We start from the raw sequence: 16,885 nt of genomic DNA, 5'->3' as shown, positions 1-16,885 counted from the left end.
GTACGAACGGAGGATGGGACAAGTTTCATTTAAATCAACTTTTTGATGGCGGATTCGATTTCGGCCGGCGTCGTCTGCGGGGAGAACCGTTCGATGACGTTTCCTTGGCGGTCGACGAGGAATTTCGTGAAGTTCCACTTGATCGCCTTCGAGCCGAGCAGTCCCGGTGCTTCCTTCGCTAAGTATTGGAAGAGTGGATGCGCGTCTTTGCCGTTGACGTCGACTTTGGCGAACATCGGGAACGACACACCATAGTTCAACTGACAAAACTCGTTAATCTCTTCGTTCGTCCCTGGGTCTTGATGGCCGAACTGATTACACGGGAAGCCGAGCACTTGGAGTCCTTGGTCTTTATATTGCGCGTACAACGTCTCGAGGCCGTCGAGTTGCGGCGTGAAGCCGCACTTGCTTGCCGTGTTGACGATTAATAGTACGTCTCCCTCATATTTCGATAATGGTTGGAGCTTACCGCTCATGTCTGTCGCTTCGTATTGATAGATCATTATGTTTCCCCCTTTGCCTCTAGTATAGCAAGCGCGTTTCCCATGTACGACTTTAAATCGGTTGTCCGCAATCAAATTGTCACGAAACGATGATGCCCTTGTTACAATGTAATGGGAAGAAACTCGTATAATGAAGCTCGCAGACAGAAAGGATCGATGTTATGTACATATTGAAAAATGAATTTATTTGGATCACTCTCATTCTCGTCGGCTTATTCTTCTCGAGCGCGACACCTTATTCGGAGCAGAGCATCGTTTCACCGCTCGAACGGTTCGAATGGGGATGGGCCGAGCCGATGCTCGGAAACGTGGATTTCGATTACGCGGGTGACCCGGTCTCACTCGAGTCGAAAGGAACGGTCGGCTTGATTGAATTTTTGATTCGAAAAGCCGCGCACTTCACGGTCTTCTTCGTCCTCGGCGCGCTTTTCGTCAAAGCCGTCTCGCGTACTCGTATTCATGCCGGGCTTACGCTCTTGTTCGCTTGGGCGCTTGCGACCACGGTCGGCGTATATGACGAGTTCCATCAGAGCTTGACGCCGGAGCGGACGCCGCTCATCCAAGACGTCGTCTTAGACAGCTTCGGTGCGCTATGTGGGGTCGTGCTCCTCGGTGGCCTCTATTTAGTGAAACGGCGAAAGCGTAAGTCGCGATCAGGCTACATGATGACAAGGTAAAACAAAAATGTATAAGGTTGTTATGTGAAAAGCGCATCTAGAAGCGCTTTTCTTTTTTTATACGGAGAACTTGTGACAGAAAAATGAGCAAATCTGCCTATATACCCACGTTTTTTAAGCGATAAAACCTAAATCAGGTCAATGTAATGCGAATGAAATATAAGTGTAAAATAACTTTAGGTTTAGATTGCTATAATGAGTCACAGAGCGAGAACGAAATCTCGTCAATAATCGACAAACTTACGAATCTATTATAGATAGAAATTCACACGACTCAGCGGAGGGAAGCACATTGGTTAACTTGAAGAAACTTGCGGCAACCGTCACTCTAGGGACTCTTCTTATCAGCGGCACGACTCCTGGTTTTGCGGCGTCACTCACAGACAAGCAAAAGAAAGTCCAGCAGCAGCAACAACAGAATAGTTCTGAACAGTCAAAAGCGAACGCCTCGATTCAATCGCGTGAGCAAGCGATCAGCAAAGAGCAGCAAGAGATCAACAAGTTAGACGCTGAGCTTCAAGACGTCATCAACGACGTCGCGCAAAAGAAGGCTGAGATTCGTGCGACACAAGAAAAGATTAAAGAGCTTGAAGCACAAATTAAGAAGTACGAAGCAAAAATGAAAGCCCAAGAAGAGCTCATGAAAGAGCGGATGGCGACGATGCAAAAGAACGGCGGCACGTCGATTAACTGGGCGGAGTTCATCTTCGGTTCGAAAGACTTCGGCGACTTGATCACACGCATGATCACGGCCGGCACGATCCAAGAGAACGACAAGCAAATCTTCGAAGAGTATCAAGCGACGAAAGAGAAGCTCGCTGCAGCGCAAGCGGATCTTAAAGCGGAGCGCGATACGCTCGTGAAACAAAAAGAACAACTTGAAGAGCGCAAAGCGGCACTCGATAAGAAAATGAAAGAGCGCGCAGCGAAAATCAAGAAGTTGAACGCAGAAAAAATCAAATTCGAGTCGAAATTGATGAGCTTGAAAGAGATGGAGTCAACGCTCCAAGCACAAGAAGCGTCAATCAAGGCTGAAATCGAAGCACAACGTCGTGCAGCTGAAGAAGCGAAACGTAAAGCCGAAGCTGAAGCGGCAGCGGCGGCAGCAGCGAAGAAACAACAAGCATCAAACGCGTCATCGTCATCGAGCGCGGCGGCAGCGACACCGGCAGCATCAGCACCGGCGAGCGGCGGCATGTTCCAACGCCCTGCAAGCGGCCGTCTTTCACAAGGATGGGGCGCGGCAAGCGGTGCGAACGGCTATACGTTCCATAACGGAATTGATATCGCTGGACCAGTCGGTACGCCAATCCACGCGGCACAGACAGGGACGGTCACGACTGCAGGATGGGGTGGCGCTTACGGGAACCACGTCATCATCACACATGTCATCAACGGACAAGTGTGGACGACAGTATACGCTCACTTGAGCTCGGTGTCGGTCTCAGCGGGACAACGTGTCTCACAAGGTCAAAACATCGGTGGGATGGGCAGCACAGGGAACTCGACAGGGTCACACCTTCACTTCGAGATTCACCGTGGCGGTTACTCGTACTCGTCTTCGAGCGCGGGCAACACGGTCAACCCAGCTTCATTCTTCTAAGCGATATACAAAAAGTGATCGACGAACGCGTCGATCACTTTTTTGTTGCCCGGTAACTGATGAACGTCAACAGCGCGGCCCCGAAGACGCTCAACCAGAGCGTATCCCAATTCGGGTCGTCAAGGACGCTCATGCCGCCGACAATCATCATATAAGCGACGACCGAGCCGATGAGGACGGTCGCTACGACGTGACGGACCCGTTTCGGGATTTGATTCCACCAATGCCTCATAAAAATCGCCTCCACCTATCAGTATAGGGGAGGCGGGAGGATTCATCTAGCGAGTCGGATCCATGAAGATTCCATGATCGGTTCGTACCCGACCTCTTGATAAATCTTATTTGACGTCGGATTAGTCAAATCGGTGTAGAGCGTACAGAAGCGTTTCGTCTTCAACAGCTCACGGCTGAGCGCGGCGACGATGGAGCGTCCATAGCCGTTCCCCCGTTGCTCAGGTACGGTATAAACGAACGAGACGGTGACGCCGTTCTCCGTCGGCCTTGAACGTTTCGCGCATGAGACGGGCATACCGTCGACTTCCCAAATGACGGCGTCATCGTTCTCGATCATCATGGTGACGGTACGGACCACTTTTTCTGCCTCGGACGGGTCGAGTCCCGAATCTCGTTCGAAGGCGCGAAACCAGCCCTCTAGGAGCCCTTGATCGCGTGTCGTTGCATGACGCATCGACCCGTCCGCCATCTCGATGTCGTTCACGCGGTCGAGCCGATATAGGCCTTGTGCCATGAAAGGCGAGACGTTTTGTCCGGTATATTCGCGCCAGAGCGTGGCGAACGTCTCGGCGTGGACGCGTTCCGACACGATTTCGGTGAAGGGGATATCCCGTTCCAGTAATGCCGGGATAGCCGTCTCGTGTACGTCTTGTGCCCGTGAAGCGTCCACGATGACATAGTTGAGCGGATGCGGGGGCGTGACTTGCATGATGGCGAGCAGCTGCCCGTCGTCCTCGACCGTCAATTGGTGGTACGCGGAATAGACGCCGCGCTGGATGTTCCCGAGGATGCCAATCATCAGACTGTGCTCAGCTTCTCGCTTCATCAATTCCGGCAAGACGCGTTCTGAGAACGCACCGGGATCGTCCCAAACCTTGAATTCCATTTCGTTTCCCCCTTTATATGTATGAAAAACGGGCAAACCGTGAGGCTTGCCCGTTGAGCACGTTATGCGATTTCTTCGCGTGCTTTTGGATCGTCGAGTAGTTTCGTATGACGTTTGAAGTAGTGGACGATTTTAGCGATGGCACCGTCACCTGTGACGTTCGTCGCTGTCCCGAAGCTATCTTGCGCCAAGTAGAGCGCGATGACCAAGCTCTGCATCGTCGCGTCGAAGCCGAGAATCGAACCGAACAGTCCGAGTGAGGCCATGACGGCTCCACCAGGGACACCTGGTGCCGCGATCATCGTGACGCCGAGGGCGAGGATGAACGGGAGGACGATGGCGTATGACATCGGCATGCCGTTCAAGTACATGAGGGCGACACCGACCGATGTGAGTGTGATCGTTGAACCAGACAAGTGAATCGTCGCACAGAGAGGAACGACGAAGTTGGCAACGCCTTCGTCGACGTTGTTCGCTTTCGCTTGGCGAAGCGTGACCGGGATCGTTGCAGCTGATGATTGCGTCCCGATGGCTGTGAAGTAAGCCGGCATCATCGTTTTGAGCAACTTGAACGGGTTCTCTTTGTTGAGACCGCCTGCGATCGAATACTGAATCATGAGCATCGTCGCATGGAGGACGATGATTGTGACGAAGACGAGCGAGAATACAGAAAGAATCTGCGCGACTTGACCTGCGAACGTCATGTTCATGAAAATTCCGGCGATGTGAATCGGTAAGAGTGGAATGATGACTTTGCTGATGACGAGTTCAATAATATCGCGGAAATCCATGGCAAGGTCGAGTGAACGTTTGCTTTCAATCGCGGCAATCCCGATGCCGATGACGAAGGCAAGGACGAGCGCGGTCATGACACCAAATACAGGTGGAATCTCAAAGTTCAAGAATCCGCTGAGCAATGCTTCTTCTGGGTTTTCAGCTGATGCCGTATCGCGTGCCAAGATTTGTGGGAACAAGTTGCTCGTCGCAAAGTAAGCGAGCGTACCGGCGACGATTGTCGACAAGTAAGCGATGACGGCCGTCAAGCCGACAAGTTTGCCAGCACCTTTTCCGAGCTCCCCGATGCCCGGGATGATGAAGGCGAGAATGATGAGTGGGATAGCGAAGCCTAAGAACTGCCCAAAAATCGTGTTGAACGTGACGAACGTCCGTACAATCCAGCTCTGGCTTTCTGGTACGAGGCTACCGATTAAAATACCAAACGCGATAGCGATGATGATGCGACCTAGAAGGCCAATTCGTAATTTCAAATAAATCATCCTTTCTAAATGTTTGAATTGTTGCTATTTTCGCACATTTCCAGCGCGGTTGCCACCCTATCTTTTCATTTTCAACAAAGATTGACGTTTGACAACTTTGAAATAGGGTAACATAAATTGTTGTCGCATAAAAGGAAGGGGCTTCTTCTTTTCCTAATATACAATCGATGTTATGATTAATTTTGAATAGACGTAAAGGAGGGGTGACGCGTGCAGGTACAACGAACAACGATCCACATCGCGGGTCAAGATTATACGATTGTGAGCGAGGAGCCAGCCGATCATGTGAGGGAAGTGGGCTTTCTCGTCGATAGTAAAATCCGTGAGATTCGTGAACAGTCCCCTCATTTAGACGCTCGTCAGGCGGCGGTTCTCGCGGCCATTCAAATCGCGAGCGATCACGTCAAATCTAAACGAAATACGGGAGAATAAATTACTATATGGTTACTCTACTTATACTGTTTTTCTTGTTTATCGGAATCGTCAACGGTTTCCGCCGTGGGGCGATTCTACAGCTCGGCCACTGGGTCGCGCTCATCATCAGTTTTATCGTCGCCAACGCCTATTACCGGGACCTCGCCGAAGCGTTCAAACTATGGATCCCATATCCATCTCAACTTGACGGGACGCTCCCTGGCGGTGTGCTCGACTTGAACTCGCTCTCAGGGATCGAGATGACGTTTTATAACGTCTTCTGGTTCGTCGTCTTGTTCGTCATCACGAAACTCGTCTTGCATCTCATCTTGTCGATGCTCGACTTCTTGACGGACTTGCCGATCTTGCGTCAATTGAAAGGGATTATCGGTGCCGTCCTCGGATTTTTCGAGTCGTACGTCATCACGTTCTTCATCCTTTGGGTGATCGCGTTCGTCCCGATGGCCGGTGTGCAAAACGCCGTCGACAACTCGTCGCTTGCGACGTTCATCATTCAAGATACACCGTATCTTTCGGAATGGTTCTCGAATAAGATGCTGTGACACGACAGGCCGGAATGCAAGCAAGTGCTTGTGTCTCGGCCTTTTCTGTATGGATAAGGGGGAAAAGTTATGAATAAAGTTGAAGCGATGATGCTGCTCGAAAAAATCGCACAATACATGGAAATAAAGGGTGAGAACCCGTTCAAAATCAACGCCTTCCGGAAAGCCGCGACGGCGCTTGAGAACTCAGAACTTGAACTCGATGAGATCGAGGATTTGACGACGATCCCAGGCATCGGTAAAGGCACGGCGGCCGTGCTCGAAGAATGGCGTGACACGGGGCGGAGCGAAGTGCTCGAGTCGCTCCAAGAAGAGATCCCGTTCGGTCTGATGAAATTACTCAAGATTCAAGGGCTCGGTGGCAAGAAGCTCGCGCAACTCCGTGAGATCGGGGTCGTCGACTTGGAGTCGCTCATCCGCGTCCTCGAAGACGGGACGGCTTCCGAGCTCCCACGCTTCGGCGCGAAGAGCGTCGAGAAACTGCTCGCCGCGGCGAAAAACCTCGAATCGCGCCCGGAACGCCTATCGTACGCGATGATGCGTCCGGTCGTCGAAGAGATCGAGACCGTGCTCGAAAACGAATCACTCGTCCTCCGTCATTCGGTCGGGGGTAGCTTCCGCCGGGCCGAAGAGACGTGTAAAGACTTGGACTTCATCATCGCGACCGAAGAACCGGTCGCCCTCCGGGACAAGCTGCTCGAGCTCCCGTTCATCAATGAAGTCATCGCGGCCGGGGAAACGAAAGTATCGCTCGTCCTCGAACGCGAAGAGATGGTGTCGGTCGACTTCCGGATGGTCGAGCCGGGCGCATTCGCTGCGACGCTCCACCACTTCACCGGTTCGAAAGACCATAACGTCCGAATGCGCCAGCTCGCGAAAGCAAAAGGCGAGTCGATCTCCGAGTACGGCGTCGAGACGGCGGACGGCCTCTGGCAACCGGAGACGGAAGCGGAGCTGTTCGAGCGTTACGGCCTGCCGTTCATCCCGCCCGAGCTGCGGGCAGGAAACCTCGAGTTCGAGCACGACTTGTCGAAACTCGTCACACTCGACGACATCAAGGCCGACGCCCACATGCACACGGTCTGGTCGGACGGGAAGTTGACGGTCGACGAGCTAGTAGCGGCGATGAAAGCGCGCGGCTACGAGTGGATCGCCATCACCGATCACGGCAAGTACATGACGTTCGTCAACGGCTTGACCGAGGAACGTCTCGAAGCGCAAGGGGAAGAGATCCTCGAAGCCGCGAAGAAGCACGACATGCACGTGTTGCGCGGCGTCGAGATGGATATCCGGCCTGACGGCACGCTCGACTATGAGCCGGAGTTTTTAGCGACGCTCGACTACGTCGTCGCCTCAATCCACTCAAAGATGGACCAATCGGTCGACGAAATCATGTCCCGGCTCGAGAACGCCTGTCGTTCGCCTTACGTCAACGTCATCGCTCATCCGACGGGCCGACTCATCGGACGCCGTGACGGCTATCCGATCGACGAGGAGCGCTTGATCGCCCTCGCGAAAGAGACGGGCACGGCGCTCGAGTTGAACGCCAACCCGAACCGGCTCGATTTGACGGCCTCGACGTTGAAGAAAGCGAAAGCGGCCGGCGTCAAAATGATGATCAACACCGACACGCATCACCCGGACATGATGGAAGATATGGCGCTCGGCGTCTTGCACGCCCGTAAAGCCTATCTCGAACCGTCCGATATCATCAACTGCCTCTCGTTTAAGGACGCCAAGGCGTTCTTCGACGCGAAGCGACAGAAAGGAACATGCTAGATGGACCACGCGTTACGCGTTTTAGAATATGAAAAATTACGCCAACAGCTCGCCGCCCACGCCGCGAGCTCGCTCGGGAAAGACCGGGCGCTCACGATGCAACCCGATTACTCATACGACCGGGTGCTCGCCAATTTGAACGTCACGAAGGAGGCGACCGAGGTCGTCCGTCTCCGTGACCGACTCCCACTCGGTGGCTTGACCGACGTCCGCGCCGAAGTGAAACGGGCCGCCATCGGCTCGGTGCTCTCGACGAGTGAACTGCTCGCCGTCGCCGCCGTCATGTACAGCGGCCGCCAAGTGAAGAACTTCTTTGAAAAGCTTCACGAAGACAACGAAGACCTCCGTATCCCGCGTCTCGACGAGTATGCGGAGCGCTTGACGAAACTGATTGAAGTCGAGCAGTCGATTCGCCACGCCATCGACGACCAAGGCACGGTCCAAGACTCGGCGAGCTCACAACTGCGCGGTCTCCGGACGCAGCTCCGTAGCTATGAAGGAAGCGTCCGTTCCCGCATCGACAACATTCTCCGCAACAACGCCAAGATGTTGTCGGACGCCATCGTCACGATCCGAAACGACCGTTACGTCGTCCCGGTGAAACAAGAGTACCGCCAAGCGTTCGGCGGGATCGTCCACGACCAGTCGGCTTCCGGTCAGACGCTCTTCATCGAGCCGCAGGCAATCGTCTCGATCAACAACGAGATTCAAGAAGTGCGTTTGAAAGAACGCGCCGAGATCGACCGCATCTTGAGCGAGCTGTCGAACCTTGTCGGCGGTGTTGCCGATTCGGTCGTGACGAACCTCGACGTGCTCGCCACGCTCGACTTCGTGTTCGCGAAAGTCGCGTACGGTCATGAGTTGAAGGCGACCGAGCCGAAGCTGAACGACGCCCGGGAAATCAAGTTGAAACAGGCGCGTCATCCGTTCATCCCTCGCGACGAGGTCGTCCCGATCACGGTCGAGCTCGGTGAGGATTACACGTCGCTCGTCATCACCGGCCCGAACACCGGCGGGAAGACAGTCACGCTCAAGACGATCGGTCTGCTTCAGCTCATGGTACAGTCCGGTCTTTACGTGCCGGCTGAGTTTGGGACGGAGCTATCCGTCTTTGACGCCGTCTACGCCGATATCGGGGACGAGCAGTCAATCGAGCAGAGTCTCTCGACGTTCAGTTCGCACATGACGAACATCGTCAGCATGCTCGACAAGATCGACTTCATGTCACTCGTCTTGTTCGATGAGCTCGGTGCCGGGACCGACCCACAAGAAGGGGCCGCCCTCGCCATCGCCATCCTCGACGAAGTGAAGCGCCGTGGCGCCCGTGTGGCCGCGACGACGCACTACTCGGAACTGAAGGCGTACGCCTATAACCGGGAAGGCGTCATGAACGCCTCGATGGAGTTTGATATCGAGTCGCTCAGCCCGACGTACCGTCTGTTGATCGGTGTGCCGGGACGCTCGAACGCGTTCGAGATTAGCCGTCGCCTCGGGTTGTCCGAGGACGTCATCGACAAGGCGCGGAGCCACGTCGGCACCGACGCCGAGTCGGTCGAATCGATGATCAACGAGCTCGAGTCGGCGAAACAACGCGCCGAGCAACTCGAACAAGAGTTGATCGTCAAGCGCCACGACCTCGAAGAAGAGCAGGCGGCGTTCGAGGCGAAGATGACGGAGTTCGAGAAAGAACGCGATACGATGTTTAGCGAGGCCGAGGCGAAAGCCGATAAGGCGGTCGAGCAGGCGAAGCGCCAAGCGAACGAAGTCATCGACCGATTGAAGAAGCTGCGTGAGCAGGGCATCGTCAAAGAGCATGAGATCATCGCCGCGAAGAAAGAGCTCGAATCGGCGAAACCGACGCTCCAAGATAAAAAGATCCAAAAAGTGAAACAAAAAGCGCAACAGAAACGTACGTTCAGTAAAGGCGAAGAAGTGAAAGTGACGACGTTCAATCAAAAAGGCTATATCGTGAACCAGATCAACGACAACGAGTACAACGTCCAGGTCGGGATCATGAAAGTGAACGTCAAAGCGGACGACCTTCAGAAGATCGGACCGTCGAAAGAGCAGCCGCTTAAAGCGAAAGGCAGCTCGTTGAAGCGCCAGAGCACGACGAAGTCGGAGCTCGATTTGCGAGGGGTCCGCGTCGAGGAAGGACTCTCACGCCTAGACAAATATATCGACGAGGCGCTCGTGTCGGGTTACGACAACGTCCGCATCATCCATGGGCTCGGTACGGGAGCGATGCGACAAGCGACGCAAGAGTTCTTGAAAGGACATCGCCACGTGAAGAGTCAGCGCCCGGGCGGCATGGGCGAAGGTGGACTCGGGGTCACGGTCGTCGAGTTGAAGTGAGGACGAGATGCTATTGGGTAACGTAACGTTTAACGTCATGCTCGAGTCGTTCGGTCTTTATACGATCGCCGGGCTTATGATTGTCGTCGGGCTCGCCATCTTCGAGGTGACGACGCCGTACAGCAATTGGCGCGAGATTCAAAAAGGGAACATCGCCGTGGCGCTCGCGACGGGCGGGAAGGTCGTCGGTCTCGCCAACATCTTCCGTGTCGTCGAGAGCCACCACGATCGGATGGTCGACATTTTGGTCGGCGGGGGCTTCGGGTTCTTCTTGCTCCTCGTCACGTATTGGTTGTTTGAATTTTTGACCCCGTCCTTGAAGGTGAACGAAGAGATCGGGAGAGGGAACATCGCCGTCGGACTTTTGGCGTTCCTCCTCTCAATCGGTGTCTCGCTCATCGTCGGTGCGGCGTTAGTGAGGTGAAGACATGGTATATGAACGATTAGCGAAGATTCTCTTCATCGGGGCCGGCCTGTTTTTAGTGGCCGCGGCACTGTGGTTTATCTTTTATTGAGGGAAAGCGACGTTTTCGAACGTCGCTTTTTTTGAAAGGGGGAAACGGTTTGGCCATCGATTTGAAATTTTTGATGACGACGGAGGGCTACGTGCTAGACGTCGAGTCGTTTCAGATGAAAGGCGAGATGTACTATCCGCTCGAGTGGACGTGTTTCGGAGCGGAGGATGCGACGATGTTATTGACGTGGGACGCGGAGCGCGACCGGATCCTCATCCGCTTTGAGCAATATGCCGTATTTCTCGGGACGATCGAAGACCACGCCATGGATGAAACAGGGCTTCAAAATGCTTATCCGATCGTGAAGTTGAAGGCGTCTCAATTCACGCAATTCGCCGCAGACACGATGTCGACAGAACGCGTCAACACGTACCGGGGGTCGTTGTCGCATTACGTGATCCGCACGGTCGAGCAAGAATTTCACGTCTTGGCGTACGAAGACCCGACCGTACTCGACTTGGGGAAAGTCGGGGATACGGGTGTCGTTGTGACCGAAGTCAACGAGGTGGACGAATGTTGAGACGAGACGGCGAAGAGCGGGTAAAGGATAGCAGACAGGCTCGCTATCCACACGAAACGGAGGAGACAGCATGAAATCGTACGAGATTGAGTTTCATTTGATCAACGAAGAGATTTTGACGTATACGGTCGAGGCGGAGAGCCGCTATGCGGCGCTCGAGTCGATTTATCAATCGTTCCGACACGCGTCGGACGGGTTCGTTCAATTCGATGAGGAGATGATTTTGTTCCTTGATCACGTGGCGTATGTGAAGGCGTTTGAGATTGTGGAGTGAGGAGGGGCTATCGTGAAGCATAATAAGCTAGTCCGTGACCGGGTGCCCGAAATCATAAAAGCTTCAGGGAAGCAGGTCATCGTCAAACAGTTGAATCAAGCCGAGCACTTTGAGCAGGCACGTTTAAAGCTGTATGAAGAATTGAAAGAGTATGAGGACACGAATATCGATGAGGAGTGTCTCGAGGAGTTGGCGGATATTTTGGAGCTGGCCTATGAACTGGGCAGAATGCACGGGGCTTCATTTGACGAGATGAACACGATTCGGGAAGAAAAGCGGGAGCGGAAAGGCGGATTTGAGAAAGGGTTGTTTTTGGAAGAGGTTTTGGAGTGAAAATGAAACAGCCTGCAAACTTTTGATGAGTTTGCAGGCTGTTTCATCTGTAGAGGGTATAGTGAAGGATTATAAGTCTTTTAATAACTCATCTGCTGACTTAGGATTCATAGACAAATGATACTCTTTCATAAAGTCAAATGAGTTCTTAATGTAATCTAATTCTGTAGCACCTTGGACAATTATTTTTTCGTAAAGGATTTCAATACCGCCAAGAACATAGGAGTTAAATAAGTCCATATTATTTTCGTGTCGTTTACCAACGTCATTTAGAGTATCATCATCTCCATAGGATAGAGCATCATCTCTAAAAGCCCTTGTTATTCTTTCTTCAATTGGCATATTCTCAGAGTCATCTAAAAGCATGATAAGCCTAAATATAAACTCTAAATTATTTGCTTCACTCATCACTTGCTCTAAAAATATATTGATATCTTTATTAGCATATTCTGACGTCTTGTCGTGTGAAGAGCTACGCCCATATTGGAACCCTATAAGAGGTGCATGAACATAGACATCAATATATCGGTTGAAGAAATTTTGGTTTTTGAGTTCTTCCACATAATAAGAATGTACACCAGAAATTTTAATATTTTTATCAAACATTTGAATCAACTCCAATGATTTCTGTAAAGATTTCTGATTGTTTATTTAAATAATATTCTGTCCCGACTTTATCAACTAATGAATCTTTTGCATAATTCCAGTCTTTGGCCATAACAATAAGTATTAATTGATTGGCGACATTTGGAAGTACTTCAGAAATATTCTTAACATGCTTTTCGTCAGCATTTGAAAAAGGTGCATCTAATATTAAAGGATAAGCCTCTGCATTTTTTTCGTAATCGTCAGCTAGTTTCTGTTTAGCTAAATGTACTAGACCGGAAATAAACGCAAAGTTTTTAACGGTTTCTAAACCTTGAGATTCATCGGTTTGAATATCATTTGATAAGTCTGTTGTGATTAAATTCACTCTGAATTTATCGTCAATCTCTACTTTTCGTTTACCGTGATACATTTTTTCAAAATAATAGTTCACTTGTTTTTCAAGCTGAGATTTAATTTCATGCTCCTTAGTATCACGGCGGTTTACTACCCAATCTAAAATATTTTTTGCATATTCTAAATAGAGTAAGATTTCATCATTTTTAGCAGATGATTGAATACTTTGATCATACTTCTCTTCTTCATCTTTAATTGTTTTTTTTAATTCACCTAAGGTTTGATTCAATTGTTCTATATCCTCTGTTATTGATTTTGCTTTTTGTTCGGCACCAAGCAAATCTGCTTGGTGCATAGAAACATTATCCTCACCAGAAATTTCCTCATTTATAGAATGTATTTCATCTTCTAATTCTCCAATATTCATGTTATGAAAAATAATTTGTTTGTAGTGTGTCTCTAGAGATAAGAAATAACTTTCCGCAAAGTTTAAATGAGTTTCTGCTTGTTGCTTAAAATTGTTCATCAATGTTCCTATAGATTGAGGAGGTAAATACCGAATTTCTTCTAAAAGATGCTCATAATGAATATCACCTTTACTAATTGCAGTACCGCAGACACAACTACCTCGTTCGATAATATCTCTAATTGCAGTAGCGTTCATACCTTGAATAGACTTTTTATCTAGTTTTGCAGTCGATAATTCATTTATTGCTCTTTTGCACAAGTTGTAACTTATAAATGAAATTGGTGAGGATTTAAAAAAATCTTTATAGGATCTCAGAGAATTTTGCAAAGCTTTTTTTCCGGATTCGATTTGAACTACTTTTCTTTCTTTTTCTTTTTGCAATTGTGACACTTTTTCTAGCTCATACAAAATATTTCTTTTCTTAGTTATAATATCGTTGAAATATTCAAGTTCAGATTTTTTTTCAGTTTTTCGGTTCTCTGTATGTGTATGGAGAGTCTCTAATTCTTTTAACTTATCAAAAATATTTTGTCTGTTTTTATCGCCTTCATCTTTTACACTTGAACTAAACTGGTTCAAAACAGTGCCTGATCTAGTAGTACTTCCTAGATGTTTTATCATATTGTCTAAGACAGTAAGACCTAAAATTGCTTTAACTGACTTAGTTACGTCGGCTCTAGACGTAATATTGCCAAATCGTTCAGTATCATATAAAAAGTAGATAGATAAATCTTTAGGTAGGATTTCTTCAAGTTTGTTTTCTACTTGATACTGTTTGAAAGATTTAATTTGACCATTTTCTTTCGTGGTTAGTGATGGGGTAGAGTAGGTATCACTAACAACACTTCCGTTTTTATAGTAATACTTTTGTTGTCGAATTAAATGATAATAAGTGCCCTCATGATCTAGCTCGATAGCTACGGAAACTTTTGAACTTTCAAAACTTTTTGATAGTTCCTGACTAATTTCTGCGTTTAAAAGAGAATCTTTTGATTTAAAATTTGCCACTCCATAGAAAGCCCATAGAAAAGCTTGTAGTAAAGTCGTTTTTCCGCTAGTGTTGTCTCCTAAAATCAATGTAATATTTTTATCGGGATTTTGTGAAAAATTGATTGTTTGCTCACCCTTAAACTGTCTAAAGTTTGTTACTGTAAGTTTCTTGATAATCATAGTTAATTATTCTCCTGATATGTTTTTTTAGCTTCTTCCATTATGATTTTTCTAATACAATCTACTAAATCAGATTCAGTTTTAGATCTAATTCTTAAGTTTTCTTTTTCGGCTTCGATTATTCTAATTTTCATCATTTCTAAATTAGTAGCTCTTAATTCAATATTCTTTGAATTCATCTGTCGGTATCTCCCCTTTATATAGTGAAAATGAATTTTCAATCATTTTAATCAATTTGTCTGATACAGAAGAATTTTCAGCAGAATTTGTGAAATCTCTCATTCTTTCAATTTCTCTAAATAAAAGAGACTTTATAGAATTAATTTCTCGTTCTGAATAATTACCTATTTCTTCAAACCGCATTGGTAAAGTGATGAAATCATAGATTTCAGCGTACTGTTTACCAGGACTATTCCTAAGCACACGTCCTCTTCTTTGAATGTATTCTTTAGGATTTGTACTACTAGCTAAGATGAAAGCTCTTTGAATACTTGGTATGTCTACACCTTCGTCTAAACAACGTATTGCAACTAGTGCTTGTAGGTGATTACTGTTAACAAAGTTATTCTTTATCGTTTCACGCTCGAGAGCACTTTCTTCTGAAGTAAACTTCGAGACTTTCATGTTCAGTTTATTACCTAATAAATTTACTACCACATCGATTTGTCTTTTTTCATCAGCATCTGGAGAAAATTCGTTGTATTCAATATCATTTATTGTTGTAGCTCCGCAATAAATTAGAGTATGAGATGCATCCTTGTACGGATAAATGGTTTTTTCTAATTCGTGTATCTTGTTTGTTGCACCTGCTATTAATTTAGCTCTTTTAAGCAAGAGCATTTTAACTGAGTCTGAAAACGTATGAGTTCCGTTTTTGTTAATGTGTGTTAGTTTACCTATTTTTGAGGTTAATATTTGATACTCACTTAATTCTTCTGTAGTCAAGTAAACTGGAATTGGATAATAATAATACGGAGTCAACATGCCGTTTTTAATAGCCATTTCTAGTGTGTAATTAATACAGGTCTCTCCGAAATAATTCATTAACGATTCGGTGCCCTCTATATCATTGTGTCGCTGTATTGTCGCTGAAAGTGCTATTCGAAATTTCGCATTAGTAGGTAATTTTGAAGACAGGTTATTTGCTCCAAAATTATGGGCCTCATCGACAATCAATAAATAATTTCTGTCTATTTTTTTTATTTGGTCTTGAACATATTTTGTTGCTAATGAGGCGTTAGTGGTTACAAAACAGAAATTTTCTTTTATGCCTAAATTATATGCTTCGACGTGCGTTTTTAATCTCTCTTTCCAAGCTTTTTGTTTTGAGGAAGAATAGCCGACGATAGGTTTAAGATTAAAATCTTTAATGCTTTTCACCCATTGTTCAACGAGGTGTTGATAAGGACAGACAACTACTATGGCTAAATTATAGTTTTGCAATTGAGACAGGCGTGTTGCAGCTGCAAGACTAGTAAAAGTTTTACCTGTACCAGTAGCCATGTTGAAAATCCCTTGGAAATTATTTTTTTCCCATTGTTCAATTGCTTTTTTTTGATAATCTCTTAATTTAAATTCCAGAGGGAAGGAAGGTTCTTTTATTTCTTCTGTTCCTACCGCCATTTTTTTAAGGTAGTAGTATTCATTTTCATCTAAATCTAATTCTAAATCATTAGATTTATATTCAAGCAATTTTTCGCGTACAGCATGAGGGAAATCAATAGTAGAAATTCCGTTCACGTTATTATTCCAAATGGATTCAAAAACACTTTGTTTAGATTTAACTCGTTCCCAATCTGCTGTCCAAGATTTAAAAACATCAATTGCTTCATAGTTATGTGAAAATGCATTACTCGTTTCGTTTAAAGATCCAGAAAACGCAATTACGTTCCCTTCAATATCTTCAATGATACCGAGCTTTTCATGAAACATTCCGAAACTATTGCTTTGCTGAATTAAGGCAATTTTAATTTCTAAATAATGATTACTAATTAAGTACGCCAATAAATTTAGTCTTTTTGTCTCAAAAAAATTAAATTCTCTATTGAAATCTTTTAATAAGCAATTTTGTAGTACATCTTCTCTATTCATGTATCCGATTCTGATTGATTCTATATCTTCCGCTGAAAGTTTAGGTGAAACTACTAAACGGATTTTTCCATTGTTTTTAATTAGAGTTCCTATTCCTTTAGTAATATCTATTAATGCAGTAGAAGAAAAATAACCGACAGCGCGATCATACTTTACTGCATACTGAAGAGATGGAATATAAAAATCGAGTACTATATTATCTTGAAAAGAACGGTACTCGTTCTTAATACTCAAGTCTTTAAAACTCAATAGAATCACCTACCTACATGTTGTTCTTTAT

General features: G+C 47.2%; 18 protein-coding genes. 10 read left to right on the top strand and 8 right to left on the bottom strand.

Annotated elements, in window-relative coordinates; translation table 11 throughout:
- Positions 1-29: 29 nt before the first annotated feature.
- The gene (locus tag RT52_RS07620; protein ID WP_034816514.1) at positions 30-506 is read right to left on the bottom strand and encodes a glutathione peroxidase; all 477 of its coding nucleotides are present in this window, start codon (positions 504-506) and stop codon (positions 30-32) included.
- Between the two features lie 158 nt (positions 507-664).
- On the opposite strand from RT52_RS07620, the gene RT52_RS07615 reads away from it, so the two are divergent.
- Positions 665-1,180, top strand: a complete 516-nt coding sequence (locus tag RT52_RS07615; protein WP_034809856.1) for a VanZ family protein — start codon at positions 665-667, stop codon at positions 1,178-1,180.
- A 292-nt stretch (positions 1,181-1,472) separates the two neighbouring features.
- The gene (locus RT52_RS07610) at positions 1,473-2,783 is read left to right on the top strand and encodes a murein hydrolase activator EnvC family protein (RefSeq protein ID WP_034816442.1); all 1,311 of its coding nucleotides are present in this window, start codon (positions 1,473-1,475) and stop codon (positions 2,781-2,783) included.
- Positions 2,784-2,817: 34 nt separating this feature from the next.
- Here the strand turns inward: RT52_RS07610 and RT52_RS07605 are convergent, their stop codons facing one another.
- The 3 genes from RT52_RS07605 to RT52_RS07595 all read right to left on the bottom strand — a co-directional run bounded on the left by RT52_RS07605 (position 2,818) and on the right by RT52_RS07595 (position 5,180).
- Positions 2,818-3,015, bottom strand: a complete 198-nt coding sequence (locus tag RT52_RS07605) for a hypothetical protein (protein WP_245175493.1) — start codon at positions 3,013-3,015, stop codon at positions 2,818-2,820.
- Positions 3,016-3,057: 42 nt separating this feature from the next.
- A complete protein-coding gene (locus tag RT52_RS07600) occupies positions 3,058-3,903 on the bottom strand; it encodes a GNAT family N-acetyltransferase (protein WP_034816438.1) in 846 nt (281 codons plus the stop codon).
- A gap of 62 nt (positions 3,904-3,965) precedes the next feature.
- The gene (locus tag RT52_RS07595; protein WP_034816437.1) at positions 3,966-5,180 is read right to left on the bottom strand and encodes a dicarboxylate/amino acid:cation symporter; all 1,215 of its coding nucleotides are present in this window, start codon (positions 5,178-5,180) and stop codon (positions 3,966-3,968) included.
- A gap of 210 nt (positions 5,181-5,390) precedes the next feature.
- Between RT52_RS07595 and zapA the strand changes: the two genes are divergently transcribed.
- From zapA to RT52_RS07555, 8 genes are all read left to right on the top strand, one after another.
- The gene (zapA, locus tag RT52_RS07590) at positions 5,391-5,612 is read left to right on the top strand and encodes a cell division protein ZapA (RefSeq protein WP_024369779.1); all 222 of its coding nucleotides are present in this window, start codon (positions 5,391-5,393) and stop codon (positions 5,610-5,612) included.
- Between the two features lie 8 nt (positions 5,613-5,620).
- Positions 5,621-6,157 (top strand): CvpA family protein, encoded by a 537-nt coding sequence (locus tag RT52_RS07585; RefSeq protein WP_024369780.1) that lies wholly within the window; start codon positions 5,621-5,623, stop codon positions 6,155-6,157.
- A gap of 69 nt (positions 6,158-6,226) precedes the next feature.
- Positions 6,227-7,936: a DNA polymerase/3'-5' exonuclease PolX gene (gene polX, locus RT52_RS07580; RefSeq protein WP_034816434.1), complete on the top strand. Its 1,710-nt coding sequence runs from the start codon at positions 6,227-6,229 to the stop codon at positions 7,934-7,936.
- Positions 7,937-10,291 (top strand): endonuclease MutS2, encoded by a 2,355-nt coding sequence (locus RT52_RS07575; protein WP_034816431.1) that lies wholly within the window; start codon positions 7,937-7,939, stop codon positions 10,289-10,291.
- A gap of 7 nt (positions 10,292-10,298) precedes the next feature.
- The gene (locus tag RT52_RS07570) at positions 10,299-10,715 is read left to right on the top strand and encodes a DUF350 domain-containing protein (RefSeq protein ID WP_034816429.1); all 417 of its coding nucleotides are present in this window, start codon (positions 10,299-10,301) and stop codon (positions 10,713-10,715) included.
- 140 nt (positions 10,716-10,855) lie between these two features.
- Positions 10,856-11,326, top strand: a complete 471-nt coding sequence (locus tag RT52_RS07565) for a hypothetical protein (protein WP_034816426.1) — start codon at positions 10,856-10,858, stop codon at positions 11,324-11,326.
- A 70-nt stretch (positions 11,327-11,396) separates the two neighbouring features.
- Positions 11,397-11,600: a hypothetical protein gene (locus RT52_RS07560; RefSeq protein WP_024369785.1), complete on the top strand. Its 204-nt coding sequence runs from the start codon at positions 11,397-11,399 to the stop codon at positions 11,598-11,600.
- 12 nt (positions 11,601-11,612) lie between these two features.
- Positions 11,613-11,933, top strand: coding sequence for a nucleoside triphosphate pyrophosphohydrolase (locus RT52_RS07555; RefSeq protein WP_245175491.1), 321 nt, complete (start codon positions 11,613-11,615; stop codon positions 11,931-11,933).
- Between the two features lie 69 nt (positions 11,934-12,002).
- Here the strand turns inward: RT52_RS07555 and RT52_RS07550 are convergent, their stop codons facing one another.
- Genes RT52_RS07550 through RT52_RS07540 form a run of 4 tightly spaced genes read right to left on the bottom strand, consistent with a single transcriptional unit; the run spans position 12,003 to position 16,854 of the window.
- Positions 12,003-12,539 carry a hypothetical protein gene (locus tag RT52_RS07550; protein WP_034816421.1) on the bottom strand — a complete coding sequence of 179 codons (537 nt, stop codon included), beginning with the start codon at positions 12,537-12,539 and terminating at the stop codon, positions 12,003-12,005.
- Positions 12,532-14,514, bottom strand: a complete 1,983-nt coding sequence (locus tag RT52_RS07545) for an AAA family ATPase (protein WP_034816418.1) — start codon at positions 14,512-14,514, stop codon at positions 12,532-12,534. The genes RT52_RS07550 and RT52_RS07545 overlap by 8 nt, the downstream gene beginning before the upstream one ends.
- A gap of 2 nt (positions 14,515-14,516) precedes the next feature.
- The gene (locus tag RT52_RS16360) at positions 14,517-14,693 is read right to left on the bottom strand and encodes a hypothetical protein (protein WP_156028797.1); all 177 of its coding nucleotides are present in this window, start codon (positions 14,691-14,693) and stop codon (positions 14,517-14,519) included.
- A complete protein-coding gene (locus tag RT52_RS07540) occupies positions 14,674-16,854 on the bottom strand; it encodes a DEAD/DEAH box helicase family protein (protein ID WP_034816416.1) in 2,181 nt (726 codons plus the stop codon). Before RT52_RS07540 ends, RT52_RS16360 begins: the two co-directional genes overlap by 20 nt.
- Between the last annotated feature and the right edge of the window lie 31 nt (positions 16,855-16,885).

The sequence above is a fragment of the Exiguobacterium alkaliphilum 12/1 genome, assembly GCF_000714435.1.
GTDB classification, from domain to species: domain Bacteria; phylum Bacillota; class Bacilli; order Exiguobacteriales; family Exiguobacteriaceae; genus Exiguobacterium; species Exiguobacterium alkaliphilum.
This window is presented reverse-complemented; position numbering and strand designations above follow the sequence as displayed.